This is a genomic window from Sideroxydans sp. CL21 (assembly GCF_902459525.1).
GTDB lineage: Bacteria > Pseudomonadota > Gammaproteobacteria > Burkholderiales > Gallionellaceae > Sideroxyarcus.
In genome coordinates this window covers 2,322,283-2,340,775 of sequence record NZ_LR699166.1, presented here as the reverse complement: position 1 = coordinate 2,340,775, position 18,493 = coordinate 2,322,283, and the positions used below count along the sequence as shown (strand labels likewise).

General features: G+C 57.1%; 14 protein-coding genes. 8 read left to right on the top strand and 6 right to left on the bottom strand.

All coding sequences use genetic code 11. From position 1 onward, the window contains the following. The first annotated feature begins 85 nt into the window (after positions 1–85). The 5 genes from recA (at position 86) to QOY30_RS10840 (ending at position 6,705) form a co-directional block, all read left to right on the top strand. Complete coding sequence (gene recA / locus QOY30_RS10860; protein ID WP_283744636.1) at positions 86–1,165, top strand: recombinase RecA; 1,080 nt, start codon at positions 86–88, stop codon at positions 1,163–1,165. Beyond that, complete coding sequence (gene recX, locus QOY30_RS10855; protein WP_283744635.1) at positions 1,149–1,610, top strand: recombination regulator RecX; 462 nt, start codon at positions 1,149–1,151, stop codon at positions 1,608–1,610. Before recA ends, recX begins: the two co-directional genes overlap by 17 nt. A gap of 92 nt (positions 1,611–1,702) precedes the next feature. After that, a complete protein-coding gene (gene alaS, locus QOY30_RS10850) occupies positions 1,703–4,324 on the top strand; it encodes an alanine--tRNA ligase (protein WP_283744634.1) in 2,622 nt (873 codons plus the stop codon). Positions 4,325–4,486: 162 nt separating this feature from the next. After that, on the top strand, positions 4,487–4,945 hold the full coding sequence (locus QOY30_RS10845; RefSeq protein WP_283744633.1) for a response regulator: 459 nt from the start codon (positions 4,487–4,489) through the stop codon (positions 4,943–4,945). A 41-nt stretch (positions 4,946–4,986) separates the two neighbouring features. Next, positions 4,987–6,705, top strand: coding sequence for a sensor domain-containing diguanylate cyclase (locus QOY30_RS10840; RefSeq protein WP_283744632.1), 1,719 nt, complete (start codon positions 4,987–4,989; stop codon positions 6,703–6,705). A 2-nt stretch (positions 6,706–6,707) separates the two neighbouring features. On the opposite strand, the gene QOY30_RS10835 is transcribed toward QOY30_RS10840, so the two are convergent. From QOY30_RS10835 to QOY30_RS10820, 4 genes are read right to left on the bottom strand one after another with little or no spacing between them, the layout of a single operon-like run. Then, positions 6,708–8,084, bottom strand: a complete 1,377-nt coding sequence (locus tag QOY30_RS10835) for a phosphomannomutase/phosphoglucomutase (RefSeq protein WP_283744631.1) — start codon at positions 8,082–8,084, stop codon at positions 6,708–6,710. Further along, entirely contained in the window at positions 8,081–9,100 is a 1,020-nt protein-coding gene (gene waaF, locus QOY30_RS10830) for a lipopolysaccharide heptosyltransferase II (RefSeq protein WP_283744630.1), read from the bottom strand. The genes QOY30_RS10835 and waaF overlap by 4 nt, the downstream gene beginning before the upstream one ends. Positions 9,101–9,133: 33 nt before the next feature. Beyond that, positions 9,134–9,334 (bottom strand): zinc-finger domain-containing protein, encoded by a 201-nt coding sequence (locus tag QOY30_RS10825; RefSeq protein ID WP_283744629.1) that lies wholly within the window; start codon positions 9,332–9,334, stop codon positions 9,134–9,136. Between the two features lie 24 nt (positions 9,335–9,358). Then, positions 9,359–10,279, bottom strand: coding sequence for a branched-chain amino acid transaminase (locus QOY30_RS10820; RefSeq protein WP_283744628.1), 921 nt, complete (start codon positions 10,277–10,279; stop codon positions 9,359–9,361). Here QOY30_RS10820 and QOY30_RS10815 point away from each other — a divergent pair. Beyond that, positions 10,278–10,481, top strand: a complete 204-nt coding sequence (locus QOY30_RS10815) for a hypothetical protein (protein WP_283744627.1) — start codon at positions 10,278–10,280, stop codon at positions 10,479–10,481. The genes QOY30_RS10820 and QOY30_RS10815 overlap by 2 nt on opposite strands. After that, positions 10,456–11,772 carry an adenylate/guanylate cyclase domain-containing protein gene (locus tag QOY30_RS10810; RefSeq protein WP_283744626.1) on the top strand — a complete coding sequence of 439 codons (1,317 nt, stop codon included), beginning with the start codon at positions 10,456–10,458 and terminating at the stop codon, positions 11,770–11,772. Before QOY30_RS10815 ends, QOY30_RS10810 begins: the two co-directional genes overlap by 26 nt. Here the strand turns inward: QOY30_RS10810 and QOY30_RS10805 are convergent. Both QOY30_RS10805 and glnE read right to left on the bottom strand, forming a co-directional pair. Next, a complete protein-coding gene (locus QOY30_RS10805; protein WP_283744625.1) occupies positions 11,769–12,515 on the bottom strand; it encodes a [protein-PII] uridylyltransferase family protein in 747 nt (248 codons plus the stop codon). The genes QOY30_RS10810 and QOY30_RS10805 overlap by 4 nt on opposite strands. Next, a complete protein-coding gene (glnE, locus tag QOY30_RS10800) occupies positions 12,469–14,472 on the bottom strand; it encodes a bifunctional [glutamate--ammonia ligase]-adenylyl-L-tyrosine phosphorylase/[glutamate--ammonia-ligase] adenylyltransferase (protein WP_283744624.1) in 2,004 nt (667 codons plus the stop codon). The genes QOY30_RS10805 and glnE overlap by 47 nt, the downstream gene beginning before the upstream one ends. A 140-nt stretch (positions 14,473–14,612) precedes the next feature. Between glnE and QOY30_RS10795 the strand changes: the two genes are divergently transcribed. Then, entirely contained in the window at positions 14,613–18,455 is a 3,843-nt protein-coding gene (locus QOY30_RS10795) for a YhdP family protein (RefSeq protein WP_283744623.1), read from the top strand. The last annotated feature ends 38 nt before the right edge of the window (positions 18,456–18,493 follow it).

Sequence of the window (18,493 nt, the reverse complement as noted above, 5' to 3'; positions counted from 1 at the left end):
AATATAAAGAGAACGAACGTTCTGTACAAGTCCGAATTGTTGTGCCACAATCTGCCCCATCGAATTTTTGAAAGGGGTAACGTAAATGGATGACAACAAGAGCAAGGCACTCGCGGCGGCCCTGAGCCAGATTGAAAAACAGTTCGGCAAGGGTTCCATCATGCGTCTGGCCGAGGGCGAAGCGATCAAGGATGTCGAGGTGGTCTCCACCGGTTCGCTGGGGCTGGACATCGCGTTGGGCGTAGGCGGTTTGCCGCGCGGTCGCGTGATCGAGATCTACGGCCCGGAATCTTCCGGCAAAACCACGCTTACCCTGCAAGTCATCGCCGAGATGCAAAAACTCGGCGGCACCGCCGCTTTCATCGACGCGGAACACGCGCTTGACCCACAGTACGCGCAGAAACTGGGCGTCAGGGTAGAAGATCTCCTGATCTCGCAGCCGGACAACGGCGAACAGGCGCTGGAAATCGTCGACATGCTGGTGCGCTCCGGTTCCGTGGATATCGTGGTGGTGGACTCCGTTGCCGCCCTGACCCCCAAAGCCGAAATCGAAGGCGAAATGGGCGATGCGCAGATGGGCCTGCATGCGCGGTTGATGTCGCAAGCCCTGCGCAAGCTCACCGCCAACATCAACCGCTCCAATACCATGGTCATTTTCATCAACCAGATCCGCATGAAGATCGGCGTGATGTTCGGCAACCCCGAAACCACTACCGGCGGCAACGCGCTCAAGTTCTATGCCTCCGTGCGTATGGATATCCGCCGCACCGGCGCGATCAAGAAGGGCGACGAAGTCATCGGCAATGAGACCCGCGTCAAAGTGGTCAAGAACAAGGTCGCCCCCCCGTTCCGCGAAGCTAATTTCGACATTTTGTACGGGGAAGGTATTTCGCGTGAAGGCGAGATCGTCGAACTGGGCGTGTTGCACAAACTGGTCGAGAAATCCGGTGCCTGGTACGCCTACAAGGGAGAAAAAATCGGCCAGGGCAAGGACAACGCGCGTGAATTCCTGAAGGCCAATCCGGATATCGCTGCCGAGATCGAAAACAGCATACGCGAAGCTGTCGGCGTGGCGAAACTGGATGTCGTCGAAAAAACGACTGCGAAAGGAAGCGAAAAATCCAGCGCCAAGGCAGGATCTAAAGCAGTTGAGGAACAAGCCTGAGTTAAGCCTGCGTGTTCGCGCCATGCGCTATCTGGCGCGGCGCGAGCATAGCCGGGCAGAGTTGCACACCAAGTTGCAGCCTTACGTTCAGGAAGGCGAAGACCTCGATGCCGTGCTGGACGAGCTGGAAAAACGTAACTGGCTCTCCGATGCGCGCGCCGCCACGCAATGGGTGGACGCCAAGCGCGGTCGTTTCGGCACCCAGCGCATCGCCCACGAACTCCGCCAGAAAGGCATCGCCGAAGATCTGATCGCCGAAACCCTGCCGCAACTGAAAGAAACCGAACTGGATGCGGCGCGCGAGGTGTGGCACAGGAAGTTCGGTATCCAGCCTCAGGATGCCAAGGAAAAAGCCAAACAGGTGCGGTTTCTGCAATCGCGCGGGTTTTCCATGGATGTGATCTTCAAGGTCCTGAAACTTTCCTCCGCAACGGGGGAGGACTGACAGGACAAGGGCATCAAATGGTATGATTCATGCCTTGATGCCGCCATTCGGGCGGCGTATTTATTGAATAAATCGCGTCGATTGGTGTCCAGATGAAAAGCAGCGAAATCCGCCAGAAGTTCCTCGATTATTTTGCCTCCAAAGGCCATACGATAGTTGCCTCCAGTTCGCTGGTCCCGCACGAAGACCCGACGCTGTTGTTCACCAACGCGGGCATGAACCAGTTCAAGGACGTATTCCTTGGTTTCGACAAGCGTCCCTACACTCGCGCCACGACTTCGCAGAAGTGCGTGCGTGCCGGCGGCAAGCACAACGACCTGGAAAACGTCGGCTATACCGCACGGCACCATACCTTCTTCGAGATGTTGGGTAACTTCAGTTTCGGCGATTATTTCAAGCGCGACGCCATCAATTATGCGTGGGAACTGCTCACGGTGGTGTTCAAGCTGCCCAAGGACAAACTCACCGTCACCGTGTATGCCGAGGACGACGAGGCTTATGACATCTGGACCAAAGAGATCGGGATGCCGGCCGAGCGCGTGATCCGCATCGGCGACAACAAGGGTGCGCGTTATGCGTCCGACAATTTCTGGATGATGGGCGATACTGGCCCTTGCGGCCCCTGCACCGAAATCTTCTACGACCACGGAGAGCACATCCCCGGCGGCCCTCCCGGCAGTCCCGGCGAAGACGGCGACCGCTTCATCGAGATCTGGAACAACGTGTTCATGCAGTTCAACCGCGACGAGGCGGGCGTGATGCATCCGCTGCCCAAGCCTTCGGTGGATACCGGCATGGGACTGGAACGTATCTCGGCGGTGCTGCAGCATGTGCATGCGAACTACGAGATCGACCTGTTCCAGGCACTGATCAAGGCGGCGGCACGCGAGACCCATTGCACCAATCTGGATTCGCCTTCGCTCAAAGTACTGGCGGACCACATCCGCGCCTGCTCATTCCTGATCGCCGACGGTGTGATCCCCGGCAACGAAGGCCGCGGTTACGTGCTGCGCCGCATCATACGTCGTGCCATCCGTCACGGTTATAAGTTGGGCGCACGCGAGGCGTTCTTCTACAGAATGGTGCCAGACCTGGTGGAGCAGATGGGGGCGGCATATCCCGAGTTGACCACAGAGCAAACGCGTATCAAGGGGATACTCAAGCTGGAAGAGGAGCGCTTCTTTGCGACCATCGAACACGGAATGGCGATCCTTGAAGCCGACCTGGCCGAAATGGACAAGGCGGGCAGCAAGGTATTCAACGGGGAGACCGCATTCAAGCTGCACGATACTTATGGTTTTCCGCTTGATCTCACTGCCGACATCTGCCGCGAACGTGGCGTGACAGTGGACGAAGCGGCATTCACTACTGCAATGGCTCGTCAGAAGGAGCAGGCGCGCGCGGCAGGCAAGTTCAAGATGGCGGCAAACCTCGAATACTCCGGTCCGGCGACCATTTTCCATGGCTACGACACATTGGAGCACAAGGGAAACATCCTCGCCTTGTACAAGGATGGCGTTGAAGTGAATGAACTGAACGAAGGCGACACGGGCGTGGTGGTACTGGACGACACTCCGTTCTATGCCGAATCGGGCGGCCAGGTCGGCGACTGCGGCGAACTGCGCAGCGTGCACGGCATCTTCGCGGTGGAAGACACGCAGAAGATACAGGCTGCCGTGTTCGGGCATCACGGTGTGGTGAAGACCGGCAAGATGACGGTGGGCAACGGCGTCGCCGCCAGGGTGGATGTCGCTGCGCGCAGCCGTACGGTGCGCAACCACTCCGCAACGCACTTGATGCACAAGGCGTTGCGCGAAGTGCTGGGCAACCACGTGCAACAAAAAGGTTCGCAGGTTGATGCGGACAAGACGCGTTTCGACTTCGTGCAAACGCAACCGATGACGGATGCCGAGATTCGCAAAGTGGAAAACATCGTGAATGCCGAAATTCTGGCCAATGCCGAATGCCAGGCGCGTGTGATGAATATCGAGGATGCGCAGAAGACCGGCGCGATGATGTTGTTCGGCGAAAAATACGGCGATGAAGTGCGCGTGCTGGATATCGGTTCATCGCGCGAACTGTGCGGCGGTACGCACGTGAAACGCACCGGAGACATCGGCCTGTTCAAGATCGTGGCCGAGAGCGGTGTGGCGGCGGGCGTGCGCCGTGTCGAGGCAGTGACGGGCGAAGGCGCACTGGCGCTGGTACAACGGCAGGAGCAACAGTTGCAGCAAGTGGCTGACACAGTGAAGTCGCAGCCGCAGGAAGCTGCTGCTCGCATCGGCCAAATCCTCGACAATGTAAAATCGCTGGAGAAGGAACTGGCCGCATTGAAGTCCAGACTCGCTTCCGCCCAGGGTGACGAGTTGCTGGCGCAAGCACAAGATATCAACGGGGTCAAAGTGCTGGCCGCCAGGCTGGAAGGCGCTGATGCGGCAGTGTTGCGCGAAACGCTGGACAAGCTGAAAGATAAACTTAAATCTGCCGTGATCCTGCTGGCCTCGGTGAGTGACGGCAAGGTGAGCCTGATCGCCGGTGTAACAGCTGATGCCACAGGCAAAGTGAAAGCGGGAGAGTTGGTCAACTTTGTCGCACAACAGGTCGGCGGCAAAGGCGGCGGTCGCCCGGACATGGCGCAAGCAGGCGGCACGCAACCCGAACATCTGGCTACAGCGCTGGCCTCAGTTGCCGATTGGGTGAAGTCCAAGCTTTAATCAAAACCCGGATACTCCGCGCCTGATTGTCGCTCAGTCCGGTTGCCAAGGTTCGTTCCGTTAGTGTAGGGTTACACTCGGAAATGGAGATGATTTTTGGGGCTAGGCTGTGCGTGCCGGATACATGCATCGTTTCCTGATAATTCAAGGTTGAAGCGGGCGATGCTCAGACAAGCGAACGAAACGATTTTGTTGGTTGAAGACGGCGAAGCCGAAGTTCTTCTGATACAACAGGCGGTGGCGAGCTGTCCGGACGAATTGCACCTCGCAGTGGCGCGCGATGCGACCGAGGCATTGGAATGGCTGTCCGACACTGTCAAGCGGGGTTATTCTATGCCGCGCCTGATTCTGCTGGACCTGAAACTTCCCAAGCTGGCCGGCCTTGCGGTATTGCGCACATTGCGCATGGAGTCGCGTCTGCAGGAAGTACCCATTGTCGTGTTCTCGGAACTGCATGAGCCATCCGACGTGGTGCTGAGTTACCAGATCGGGGCCAACAGCTTTGTCAAAAAACCGGTGAATCACGCCGAATTCACGCAACTCCTGCGAGAACTTGCCGCTCTGGGCTGGCTGAGCGGCAAGGGCTTGAAGCATTCTTATCCACACTCTGTTCCGCTATGAATGAATTGCGCATATTGTTTGCCGCGACATCGGTGGGCAATATGGCGAAGATCATCGGGCATTTGCAGGCCGAGAATTGCGAAGTGCATTACGAGCAAGCAAACGATGAGGTGATGCTGGACGGTCATCTGCAGCAAAATTGGGACGTATTGCTTCTTGGCTCATCTGCCGAACTCACCATCGAAGCCGTAGTGCATGCATTGCGCTGCCGCACGCTGGATATTCCACTGATCGTATTGAATGACGGCATGGTACCGCTTCGGCTTGGCGAAGCGATGCGCCTCGGTGCGCAGGATTGTATTGCGCTCGATCAGATGGAACGTCTGTTGCCCAGCATGCAACGCGAGATGGTCAGTGCGATCCTGCGCAGCAACCTGCGCGAGCAAGTGGTGGCGGACTATCTGATGCAGGAGATCGACCAGCTCATTCTGCTCGGCTACGACATGCGTTCGTTGAACGAACGTATCTGCCGCCGCATGGCAGAATTGTTCGATTTCAAGCTGGTCTGGATCGGGGCCAAGATGCCTGATGGCCGGGTTGAACCCGTGGCGTCGGCCGGTGAAATTGCCTATCTGGAGGGCATCGAGGTGCGTTGGGACGACACACCGCAGGGGCAGGGAATTACAGGCAGGTCGATACGCGGCAACAAGGCAGAGTCCATGTCTTCGGAATCGCCGCGGTTCGCGCCGTGGCGCGAGCGTGCGGAACGGTACGGCATGCGCAGCGTCCTAGCCATGCCGCTGGGCATAAAGAATGAAGTTGCAGGTGCGCTGGTCATGTATTCGGCGCACGAAAACACCTTCGATAAATTGACGATCAGCCGCCTGTCCGCATTTGCCGGGCGCGTCACGGTGGCGATGCTGGGGGCGCAGGAGCAGCAGGAATTGCGCCTGATGCAGGCTGCCATGAGCAATGCGGCGAACGCCATGTTCATTACCCGCCGTGACGGTGCCATCGAATGGCTGAACGAGGCGGTAAGCCGCTACAGCGGCTATACGACAGATGAGATAACCGGCGCCAACCCGCGAATATTCAATTCCGGCCAGCATCCGCAGTCGTTCTGGAACGAGATGTGGGCGACCATTCTGAACGGCCATCATTGGCGCGGAGAAATCGTGAACCGCACCAAGGCCGGCGAGCTTTATACCGTCGCGCAAAGTATCTCGCCCTTGTATAACGATAAAGGCGAACTGACGCACTTTCTGTCGGTACAGCAGGATATTTCCGAGAAGAAACGCCTGGAGGAAGAGATCCATTACCTGGCCTACCACGATCCCCTGACGCACCTGCCCAATCGCATGCTGTTCCGGGATCGCGTGCAGCAGGCCATTGCGCAGGCACAGCGCGCACATACCAAACTGGCGGTGATGTTCATCGATCTCGATGGATTCAAGGCGGTGAACGACATGCACGGGCACAACAACGGAGATTGTCTTCTGGAATCGGTTGCGGAACGTATCCGGCTATGCGTGCGATCCGGCGACACGGTGGCGCGTCTGGGCGGCGACGAGTTCACCGTATTGCTGCGGGACGTGAAGGATATGGAGAGTATCGAAGTCGTGGCGCAAAAGCTGCTCGATATCGCAGTGCAGCCCTACGTGCTGGATAGCGAGACACCGGCCACGGTATCATTCAGCGTCGGAATCAGTGTCTATCCGGAGGATGGGGAAAGTTTTGACGCTCTGCTTTCGCGGGCCGATCAGGCGATGTACAAGGCCAAGCAGGGCGGCAAAAGCCGCTACTTTTTTTACAGCGAATAAATTTAGAACGGTAAGGACAGCTCGGGCGCTGCTGTCAGCAATACGCGACGGAAATCGTTCTGGATGCGCTGCAGTGCACCGGCATTGTCGGCCTCGAAGCGCAGCACGATCACCGGCGTGGTGTTGGAAGGGCGCATCAGGCCGAACCCGTCGGCGTACTCCACGCGCAGTCCATCGATGGTGATGATGTCCTTTGCATCCGTGAAGCGGGCATCTTTTTGCAACTGGGCGATCAGCGCATGGTTTACGCCTTCCGTTGTGTGGATGTGCAATTCAGGCGTGCACACCGCATCCGGCAGCGCATTCAGCGCGGCGCCGGGATCGCCGGTGCGGCTCAAAATCTCCAGCAACCGTGCGCCGGCATAAAGTCCGTCGTCGAAGCCATACCAGCGTTCCTTGAAGAATACATGACCGCTCATTTCTCCGGCCAGCAAGGCGCCGGTCTCACGCATTTTGGCTTTGACCAGCGAATGGCCGGTCTTCCATAGCGTCGGTTTGCCGCCATGCTCGCGTATCCAACCGAATAGGTTGCGCGTGGATTTCACGTCGAAAATGATCTCGGCGCCTGCGTTGCGGCTCAGTACGTCGGCGGCGAACAGCATCAACTGGCGGTCGGGGAAGATGATTTTGCCGTCTTTTGTGACCACGCCCAGACGATCGCCGTCGCCATCGAAGGCCAGGCCCAGTTCGCTCTCGTTGTCGCGCAGGGCGGCGATCAGGTCTTCCAGATTATGCGGATCGGACGGATCGGGATGATGGTTGGGAAAGTTGCCGTCCACTTCGCAAAACAACTCGGTGACGCTGCAGCCGATGCCACGATAGAGCTTGGCGGCGAAATCCCCGGCCACGCCGTTGCCGCAATCGACCGTGATATTGAGAGGGCGAGCCAGCTTGATGTCGCCGATGATGCGCGCGAGGTATTCAGGCGCGATGTCGTATTGCGAGTAGCTGCCGTTGCCATGGGCAAGGTCGTTCTGCTCGATGCGCAGGCGCAGCTTTTGGATGGTCTCGCCGGACAGTGTTTCGCCCGCCAGCACCATCTTCAGTCCGTTGTAATCGGGCGGATTGTGGCTGCCGGTGATCATTACAGCGCAGTCGGTCTTGAGCTGGAAGGCAGCAAAATAAGTCATCGGCGTGGCAACCATGCCTACGTCAATCACATTGATCCCGCTTCTTTGGATGCCGCGCGCAAGTGCCTGTGAGAACTCGGGGCCGGACAAGCGGCCGTCGCGGCCGATGGCGATGCTGTGCTGCTTGCGCGCGACTGCTTCCGAACCGATGGCGTGTCCGATGCCTTCCACGATCTTGCCAGTCAGCGTCTTGCCGACGATGCCACGTATGTCATAAGCCTTGAAGATTTCTTTGGGAACGCTAGTCATGATTGATGTTTCAAATGAATGGAAATATGTCGTGCAACTTCTTTCGGCGGCAACTTGATCATGCAGTTGAAATGTCCAAGCGGGCACTCGCGCTTGAAGCAGGGGCTGCAGGGCAAGTCGAGCTTGAGCACCTGGGCATTGTTGGATAGCGGCGGCGTAAACTGCGGGCTGCTGGAACCGAAGATTGCCAGCAGGGGCCTGTCCAGTGCCGCGGCGATATGCATCAATCCCGAATCGTTGCTGACCACCAGATCGGCGCAGGACAGCAGCGCGATCGCCTCGGAGAGGTCGGTCACCCCGCACAGGTTGCGGCAAGGCTCGTTGCCGAGCGCAACGATCTTGTCGGCGACCTCCTTGTCTTTGGACGAGCCGACCAGCCAGACTGCATAGCCTTGCGTGCGCAGGTACTGGGCCAGTTCGGCATAGTACTGGGGAGGCCAGCGCTTGGCCGGGCCGTATTCCGCTCCGGGGCAGAACACGGCAACAGGCTTGTCCAGCGACAGTTCGAATTTGGCAAGCGCCTGCTCGCGCTGTGTGTCGCTTGTTTTTAATTGCGGAGACGGCAAGGGGCGCGCGATTTCTTCGTCCGGCCCTTCCGCGAGTTGTGCAAAACGCTCCACCATCAGTGGCAGTTTCTTCTTGCTTAGCTTGCGGGCATCGTTAAGCAGGCCGTAACGCTTTTCGCCGACGAAGCCGGTCCGCAAAGGGATATCCGCAAAATACGGAACCAATGCCGATTTCCATGAGTTGGGCAGCACGATGGACTGATCGTATTGCGCGTTCAGTAATTGCATTCCAAAGCGGCGTCGGGCAAGCAAACCAAGATTGCCGTGCGGGAATGGGTTGATCAGGACATCATGAACTTCTGGCATTTGTCGTAGCAGCTTTTCCGTCCAGAGCGGAGCCAGTATATCGATGTTGGCACCGGGATGACGTTGCTGCAGGCGATACAGCATGGGCTGCATCAGCATGCAGTCGCCCACCCAACTCGGGGCGATGATGAGGATTTTTTTCACGCGATGACGGACAGGGAATGAGAACGTTGCGCTTCAATGATGGCCGCGCGGGAGCTCACCCTTGAACTTGTACAAAGTACCGCAATACGGGCAACGGGCCTCGCCCAGTTTATCGACCGGGATGGCGACTCGCGGGTGTGCGCTCCACAGACTGACTGCAGGTGTCGGGCAGAACAGAGGCAAAGCTTCCGCACCGACTTCTACGTAACGCTGTGTGTTGTTTTCGTTGGACATGTTTTCCCTTTGCTAGTCAGTATATTATACGTGTGCCAGCCAGTCGGCATACTTGGCGTTCCTGCCTGCGACGATATCGAAGAATGCGGCTTGCAGCTTGGCGGTGATCGGACCGCGGCTTCCCGCACCGATGGTACGGTTGTCGAGTTCGCGTATTGGCGTGACTTCTGCCGCAGTGCCGGTGAAGAAGGCCTCTTCGGCGCAATACACTTCATCGCGCGTGATGCGCTTTTCAATCAGTTCCAGCCCCATATCCTTTGCCAATGTGACGATGGAATCACGCGTGATACCTTCCAGGCATGAAGTCAGATCGGGCGTGTAGAGCTTGCCCTTTTTCACGATAAAGACGTTCTCTCCCGCGCCTTCGGCCACATAGCCATCCACATCCAGCAGCAATGCCTCGTCGTAGCCGTCGTGGGCGACTTCCTGATGCGCGAGGATGGAATTGGTATAGGTGCCGACGGATTTAGACCTGCACATGTTGATGTTCACATGATGGCGGGTGAAGCTGGAAGTCTTCACGCGTATACCCTTCGCCATGCCTTCCTCGCCCAGGTATGCACCCCAAGGCCACGCCGCCACGGCTACATGCACACTGATGGCGGTGGCGGCTATGCCCATTGCCTCGGAACCGTAGAATACGATGGGTCGGATGTAGCAGGATTCCAGCTTGTTGGAGCGTACCACTTCTTTTTGTGCTTCCAGCAGGGTCGCTTTGTCGAACGGCATTTTCATCTTGAAAATGTGGGCCGAGTTGAACAAGCGGTCGGTATGTTCCTGCAAGCGGAATATCGCAGTCCCTTGTGTGGTCTTGTATGCGCGCACCCCTTCGAACACGCCCATGCCGTAATGCAGGGTATGGGTGAGTACGTGGGTGGTGGCTTCGCGCCAGGGTACGAGCTTGCCATCGTACCAGATGAAGCCGTCGCGGTCGGACATGGACATGTTGATTTCCTTAATTCGTTTTGTTGTTGCGAGGGCAGCGATTCTAGCCGTTTCTGCATTGATAATGAAGCGCGAGGTTCAAACAGGTGGACGAGGGATATCTTTCGGTGTATTTCTTTTGTTGCGCGTTCATGTAATCATCGCGCACGTTGGGCAGCGAGATATCCGGGGGCAGTATGGTGCAGCACATCAATTCGAATGAAATCAAGCCGGAAATGATGGACACGCAGGAAGAAAAACTGCGCAAGAGTCTGCTCATTTTTGCGGCGGCTTTCATGACATTTGCGGTCATGTTCTGGCTGGCCATTTATTGGATGATGGGACTGAACTTTTCCAGCAATGTCCCTCTCGGATACCAGGCGATCTCGGTTGCTTCGCTGGTTTACTACATGCGCACCCGCAATTTCGAGGTGCTTCGTTTTATACAACTGACGTTGTTCCTGTTTGCGCCGTTCATCATGCAATGGAGCATAGGCAGTTCGGTCACTTCCAGCGGCGTGGCGTTGTGGGCCTTGTTGGCACCGATCGGGGCGCTGGTGGTGTCGGGCTGGCGCGAATCCATCCCCTGGTTCATTGCCTATATCGTGATGACGGCAGTGTCCGGTTTCTTCGACTACTATCTGAGCACCGGCGCAACTACCGGTGTTCCGTTGAATACCATTGGAATATTTTTTGCGCTCAACTTTGCGGCGATGTCTTCCATCCTCTATTTCCTCGTGCGCTACTTCGTGATTGAGACCGAGAAGATCAAAACCCAGCTCGACCAACAGCATGCCTTGCTGGCTGAAGAGCAGAAGAAATCGGAGCGGGTGCTGTTCAACGTACTTCCATCCAATATTGCCGAACGCCTGAAGAATAACCAGGGGTTGATCGCCGACGGCTATGCGGATGTCACCGTGATGTTCGCCGACTTGGTGAATTTTACCCAGCTGACGGAGCAAATGTCCCCGGAGCAGATGGTTGGCTTGCTCAATACGGTGTTTTCCGGTTTCGACGATCTTTCCGAGAAATACGGCCTGGAAAAGATCAAGACCATCGGCGATGCTTATATGGTGGTTGGCGGGCTGTCGCGCGAACGTCCGGACTACGTGGAAGACATGGCCAACATGGCGATCGAGATGCTGGATTTCGTATCCAGGCATCCGGCATTGGTCAAGCGCAACCTGGGCATACATATTGGTATCGCCACCGGGCCCGTGGTGGCGGGCGTGATCGGTACCAAACGCTTTATCTACGATCTGTGGGGCGATACGGTGAATATTGCCAGTCGCCTGACCGATGATGCGAAATCGGGGCACATCCTGACCGACAAGCTTACCTACAACCGCCTGCGTTTTGGCTACTTGTTCGAGCCCCCCAACATACTGAACGTGAAGGGGAAGGGTGAGATGACCTCGTATCGCATGATCGGTCGCATCGGCCACGCCAACGAAGCTGCAGGCGGGAATGTTTTTCACCTTCCCGCTGCCGGTAATGCACCGGCTGCCGTTTAGATCTTTTCCAGCAAAGAATTCCACAATAAAGAGACAGGGGCCGTATCCAGTCGGTCCCGTTCGATACGGCACGGGGTTTGGTTGTTCAGGCGCATCTGATGCTGTATGCGACGCAGTTCACGATACAGTTCGCGCACCTGATTGCCAACCTTGCCGTCGATCAATTTCAGTTTCGCTGCGGCCTCCAATAGTGCAAGATTTCCGCTGTTTGCAGTGAGCTCGGGGTGGGTGGAGGAATGGGCAAGTACCATAAATTGCACCATGAATTCGATGTCCACCATGCCGCCGCTGTCTTGTTTGATATCAAACAGTTCGGTCTTGTTCGGGTGGCCGTCATGCATCTTCTGTCGCATTTCGATGACTTCCCGGCGGAGCGCAGAAATGTCGCGCGGCCTGCGCAGTATTTCGATGCGGACGCGCTCGAATTGCGCGCCGACTGCTTCATTGCCGGCACAGAAACGGGCCCGCGTCAGCGCCTGGTGCTCCCACACCCAGGCGTGCTGGAGTTGATACTCTTCGAATGCAGTGATCGAACTGACCAGCAACCCGCTTTCGCCGTTCGGACGCAGGCGCAGGTCGACTTCATACAAGCGGCCGGATGAAGTGTAGCTGGAGAGCATGGTGTTGATACGTTGCGCCAGGCGCGCGTAAATTTCCCCCGCATCGGGATGTTCATCGTCGTACAGAAATACCAGATCAAGGTCGGAGGCATAGCCCAGTTCGCGCCCCCCCCAATTTGCCATAAGCAACGATGGCAAACAGCGGGTCTTCCCGGTGTTTCTTGCGCGCGTCGCGCCAGCACAGATCAAGCACATGACGCAGGATGAGATCGGCAAGATCGCTCAGGTGGTCGCTTAATTTTTCCAGGGGCAGCAGGCCCTGCAGGTCCATCGCCAGGAGATGAAAAACCTGTGCCTGCTGGAACTGGCGCAGAGCGTCCATCTCGCGCTCGGTATCTCCGGCATGGGCTGCAAGCAGTGCGGCAAGCTGGGCATCCAGCGCCACCCAATCGGGGGCGACATACAGTTCCCTCGTGTCCAGCAACTCGTCGAGAAGAATAGGATGCTGTGTCAGGTAGTCGCCTGCCCAGGCGCTTGCGGAGAGCAGGCGCACAAGACGCGGCAACACCTGGGGATACTCGGTCAGGAAGGCGAGGTAGGCGGCACGGCGCGCGATGGCTTCCAGCAATACCAGTGTGCGGCGCAGTGCATTGTCGCGGCTGGATGCCGTTGCGCACAGTTCGGCAAGACGCGGCAATAGTGCATCGAGACGCTCGCGGCTGATTTCAGGCAACAGTTGATAGCGACTGCCTTTGCGGAACTGCATGAGATTTTCGGCGAGGGAAGTGCTCTCCCGGTAACCGAGATCGGTGAGCGAGGCAGCAATTCCTTCCGCAGTTGCGTCGTCGCGCCACCATGTATTCCCATTCGCTTCCTGTTTTGTACCGAACACAGTCTCGAATTGCCGGCTGACGAAATCGCGCAGCGGGTCCAGTGCTGCCCTCAACGCTGCATAGTCGGCATAACCCATTGCGGCGGAGATGATTTCTTGCTGTTCAGCGTCTTCAGGCAGCTCCTGCGTCTGCTGGTCGTTGAGGTATTGCAGGCGATGTTCAAGATTGCGCAGAAATACGTAACTTTCGTCCAGTCGTTTTACCACGTCGGCGCTCAATTCGCCGTCCAGCGCAAGCCGTTGCAGCACTTGGCGGGTCGGGCGGATGCGTAATGCCGCATCGCGCCCCCCGCGGATCAACTGGAACACTTGTGCGATGAACTCGATCTCGCGGATGCCGCCGGGGCCGAGTTTGATATTGTGATGGCGGTCACGGCGAACGACCTCGGCGCGGATCTGTGCGTGCAGCTTGCGCATGGAATCGAATGCACCGAAATCCAGGTATTTGCGGAACACGAAAGGCTGGGCGAGCTTTTCCAGTTCTGCGGTATGTGTCGAGGATTCCGGAGATATGACGCGCGCCTTGATCCAGGCATAACGTTCCCATTCGCGGCCCTGCGCGACCAGGTATTCTTCCAGTGCAGCGAAACTCATGGTCAGCGGGCCGCTGTCGCCATAGGGACGCAAACGCATATCCACGCGGAACACATAACCGTCGGCGGTCGGTTCGTTGATGAGTGCGATGATCCTGCGTCCGAGGCGGTTAAAAAATTCGTGGTTGCTTAACGATCTGGGGCCGTTGGTTTCTCCGTCTTCGGGATATACGAAGATCAGGTCGATATCGGAAGAGACGTTCAACTCGCCCCCGCCCAGTTTGCCCATGCCGATCACCAGAAGTTCCTGGTATGCGCCACTCTCTTCCCCGATGGGCTGCCCGAACTGTTCAATCAAGGCTTGCATGGTCAAGGTTTGCGCGCGCCTTACTGCATGTTCTGCCAATGCGGTCATGCTGCGCATCACTTCGCCGAGATCGGAAAGTCCGTTCAGGTCGCGGGTCAGTACATGCAACATCACGCGCTTGCGGAGGGCGCGCAATGCTTTAGACAACTGTTCTTCAGTTTCGGCGGGAAGCGCATCCGACCAGACACGCATGACCTCACCATCGCAAGGGGTGAGATGATTTTCATGCAGCCAGCTCAGCAGTTCCGGTTCTGCATCCAGCAAGCGGCTCAGGTAACGGCTGCAGCGTCTGGCATGTCGTACCAGATGGTCGAAGTCGGCCGAGAAGCGGGGGGTTTCGGTATTCATGGCGAGGGGTTCAGGTTAAAATGCGTACACTGGCCTTCTGTCCTGCATTATAGGTTCTTCATGCGTCACCTGTCCCGCCTCTTCATGTTGTTTTGCCCCGCTCTATGCTGAAAGTCTCTTTTCTTCTGGCATGGCGCAGCATGGGGAAGTTGACCCGCTTTGCGTTTGAGCTCGTTTTGCTCTTGGCCATTGTTGGCGCGCTGTTGCTGCTGACCTTGCGCTACAGCATCTTGCCCGGTATCGAGCGTTATCACGAACAGATTACTACTGCAGCCAGTGCCGCCATCGGACAGCCGCTGACCATAGGCAAGATCGAAGCGGACTGGGACGGTTTGCGTCCGCGTCTGTTGCTGTCTGACGTGCAAATACTGGACAAGCAGGGAAATGTCGCGTTGAACCTGCCTCACCTTGAGGATACGGTGTCCTGGACGAGTTTGCCTGCCCTGGAGTTGAGATTCTATAGTCTGGTGATAGATAGTCCCGATTTATCCGTGCGGCGGGATGTGCAGGGGCTGTGGTACGTTGCAGGGATTCTGTTGACTGCGCAATCGCCGGATGCCGGGAGTTCTTCAGACTGGCTGTTGCATCAGGCGCGAGTCGTTATTCGCAACGGGCGCATCACCTGGCAGGACGAGTTGCGTGCGGCGCCCACGCTGGCGCTGGAGAAAGTCGATTTGAGTATCGACAACCGGTACGGGCACCATCGCTTTGCGGTGCGCGCATCGGCGCCGGAGAAACTGGCTTCGCGGCTGGACGTGCGCGGCGACTTCAACGGCGACAGCTTTGCCGACATGAACGAGTGGCGCGGGCAATTGTTCACCCAACTCGACTATGCGGATGTGCTGGCCTGGAAGCCATGGGTGACGTTGCCGAGCGCGTTCAAACATGGCAAGGGTGCTTTGCGTATGTGGCTGGGTTTCGAACAGGGGCAGTTGAGCAGTGTGGATGCCGACGTGGCTCTGGCGGGGGTGCAAGCTCGTTTGTCTGAAGAACTGCCCCAACTTGATCTGCGCGAATTGCGCGGCCGCATCGGCTGGCATCAATTGGACCGCGGGTTCGAGGTCACCACTCAGCGCCTGTCCTTGCAGATGCGCGACGGTTTCAAATTGAAGCCTACCGACTTCTATTTGCGCCTGGCCGACGGGCATGAAACCAAATTTTCTTCAGGCGAGATCAGGGCCAATGCGCTGGATCTGGGGGAAATCAGCGTACTGGCTTCCTACCTGCCGCTTGGGGATGGACTGAAAAAGCAGATCGCCGAAGCATCGCCGCAAGGACGCATCGCCGATTTGCACGCCTTATGGCAAAGCAATGCCGGAGAGAGCCTGCGTTATGAAATCAAGGCGCGTTTTTCCGGCCTGTCTATGCATCGTTTCGGCGACCTGCCCGGCTTTGCGGGTTTGACCGGAAAAGTGGATGGAGTCGAGACCGCCGGTACGCTCATACTCGACAGCCGCAAATTCATGCTTGATGCACCGCAATTGTTTGCGGAGCCGGTCGAGTTCGATACGCTTGCGGCGCGGCTCGGTTGGGATCGCAATTCGCGGGGGCTGGAGGTCAAGCTCAGCAACGTCGAACTTGCCAACGCCGATCTCGCAGGAACGATCTACGGCAGTTATCAGGCGGAACACGAGGGTCCGGGTTCGGTCGATGCCACAGTCGACCTGTCGCGTGTCGCGGTGCAGCGTACCGGGCACTACACCCCCATACCGGCGGTGAACAAGGTAACTCGCGACTGGTTGCAGACAGCGTTGCAGGGCGGCCAGGCGGACAAATTTCATATACGTTTGCGTGGAGATCTGCGCGACTTTCCCTTTGTAGGCGACGACCGGGGCATCTTCCGCCTGGAAGCGCGAGCCAAGGGGGGGGTAATGGAATTTGCCAAGGGATGGCCGCTCCTGGAGGATGCGCAGATCCGTCTGTTGATTCAGGGAAACAAACTGAACGTCGATGCAGTCAGCGCCACGACAGCGGGAGTGCATCTGCAGAACGTCAAAGTCAGCATTCCGGATTTGCTCGACAGCAAGCCGATGTTGCAAGTGCGCGGGGAAACAGCTGATACCACACAGCATTGTCTGGATTACATCAACCAGAGCCCTGTGAATGGCTACTTGGACGGTTTTACCGGAGGCGTCAAGGCAAGTGGCGACGGCAAGCTTGAGTTGCAACTCGACATCCCGTTGGGCGGAGATGCGCCAGTCAAGGTTCGGGGGGGCTACCATTTTGTGAACAACGAGGTCGATTTCGGCAAGAATGTTCCGTTGTTGCGCAAAGTGAATGGCATTTTGGCATTCACCGAATCATCGGTGAGCGCGGGAGACATCGGGGCGCAGATATTGGGCGGTGACGCTCACCTGACAGTGTTGAGCGAAAATGGTGCGTTGTTGACCAAGGCCAGAGGCAGACTTGATCTGGATAACCTGAACAAGCTGATCCCGCTTCCGGTGTTGGGGCGCGTGCATGGTTCTACCGATTGGAGTGCCGAAATCCGCGCCCAGAACAAATCAGTAGAGGTGACGGTAGATTCCGATCTGCAAGGGATTTCGTCGAATTTGCCGATACCTCTGGCCAAGTCGGCAAGCGAGCGTGTTGCGCTGCACTTCGAGCACAAAAACATCAGCCCGAGACGGGATGCACTGGGCTTTCGTTACGGACCTTTGATCGATGCAAGATTTTTGCGTCGATTGGGGGCGGATGGTGCATGGAATATCCGGAGCGGCCGCGTTGCATTTGGCGGAACAAACGTTTTGGGCGGCAAAGACGGAATATGGGTCGTGGGCAAGTTGCCGCAGGTGTCGTTCGAGGGATGGAGCGGTTTGGGCCTGACCTCGGGGGGTGACGGACAGCTACCCAATGTGGCCGGCATCGAAGTGACTGTGGACAAATTGACCGGTTACGGAAATACGGTGAATTCGTTGAGTATCAATGGCAGCGGGCGCAACGGCTTGCTCAGTTTGCGCATGGCATCCAGGGAGCTGAATGGCGACTTGATCTGGCAGCCGCAAGGGAATGGCAAACTGCTAGGACGTTTCAAAAATGCAATGCTGGGTGAAGGACATAGCGAACCTGTGAAAACCTTGCCGCTTGCGCCCGAGATGAAAACCAGGGTCGACAACTCGTCGTTTCCCGAGGTGGATGTGGCGGTTGAGAAGCTTTCCTACAAGGGGCGCCAACTGGGCAGGCTGGAAATGACGATGAGTGAATCCGGTGGTAACGTATTACTGGACAATCTGCTGCTCATCAATCCGGATGGCGTGTTGAATATGACCGGCAAGTGGCAGGCAGAACCCGAACAAACTCAAATCAACGTGCGGGCCGATATCAGCGATGCAGGCAAGATTCTGTCGCGCTCCGGCTACCCGGACAGTGTCAAGGATGGCAGCGGTACGCTGGAGAGCGACCTGAATTGGACCGGTGCTCCGGATTCCTTCAGTTATTCCAAACTTAACGGAACCATGCACCTGAACGTGGGCAAAGGGCGCTTTCTTAAGGTCAGTGATTCCCAAGTGGGAGCGTTGAAATTGATTAGTGTGTTGAGTTTGCAGCGTCTCTCGCTTGATTTCACCGATGTGTTCAGCAAGGGTTTTCAGTTCGACAGCATCACCGGCAATGCCCGGATCGTGAACGGACTGTTGCTGACCAACGATATGAAACTGACCGGCACGGGCGCAAAGGTCACCATGGCCGGGCAGGTCGATTTGGGCCGTGAGACGCAGGAACTGAAGGTTCGCATCTTGCCGTCGATTGGTGATAACGTGTCGCTACTTTCCTTTGCTGCGGGTCCTGTGGTCGGAGTGGGTGTATTGTTGGCAAACAAGATTTTGCGCGATCCGCTCGATAAGCTGGTTTCGTTTGAATACAATGTCAGCGGCAGCTGGGCTGATCCCAAGGTAGAAAAGGTGGGGCAGTCCAAACCTGCTTCAGGTGGAGTACCTGCCCAGAGTGGAGTATCTCCTCAAGGCGGATCAGGTTCCGGAGATTAGTTGCTTGAATCCTTGTCGTGTCCGAATAACCAGAATTT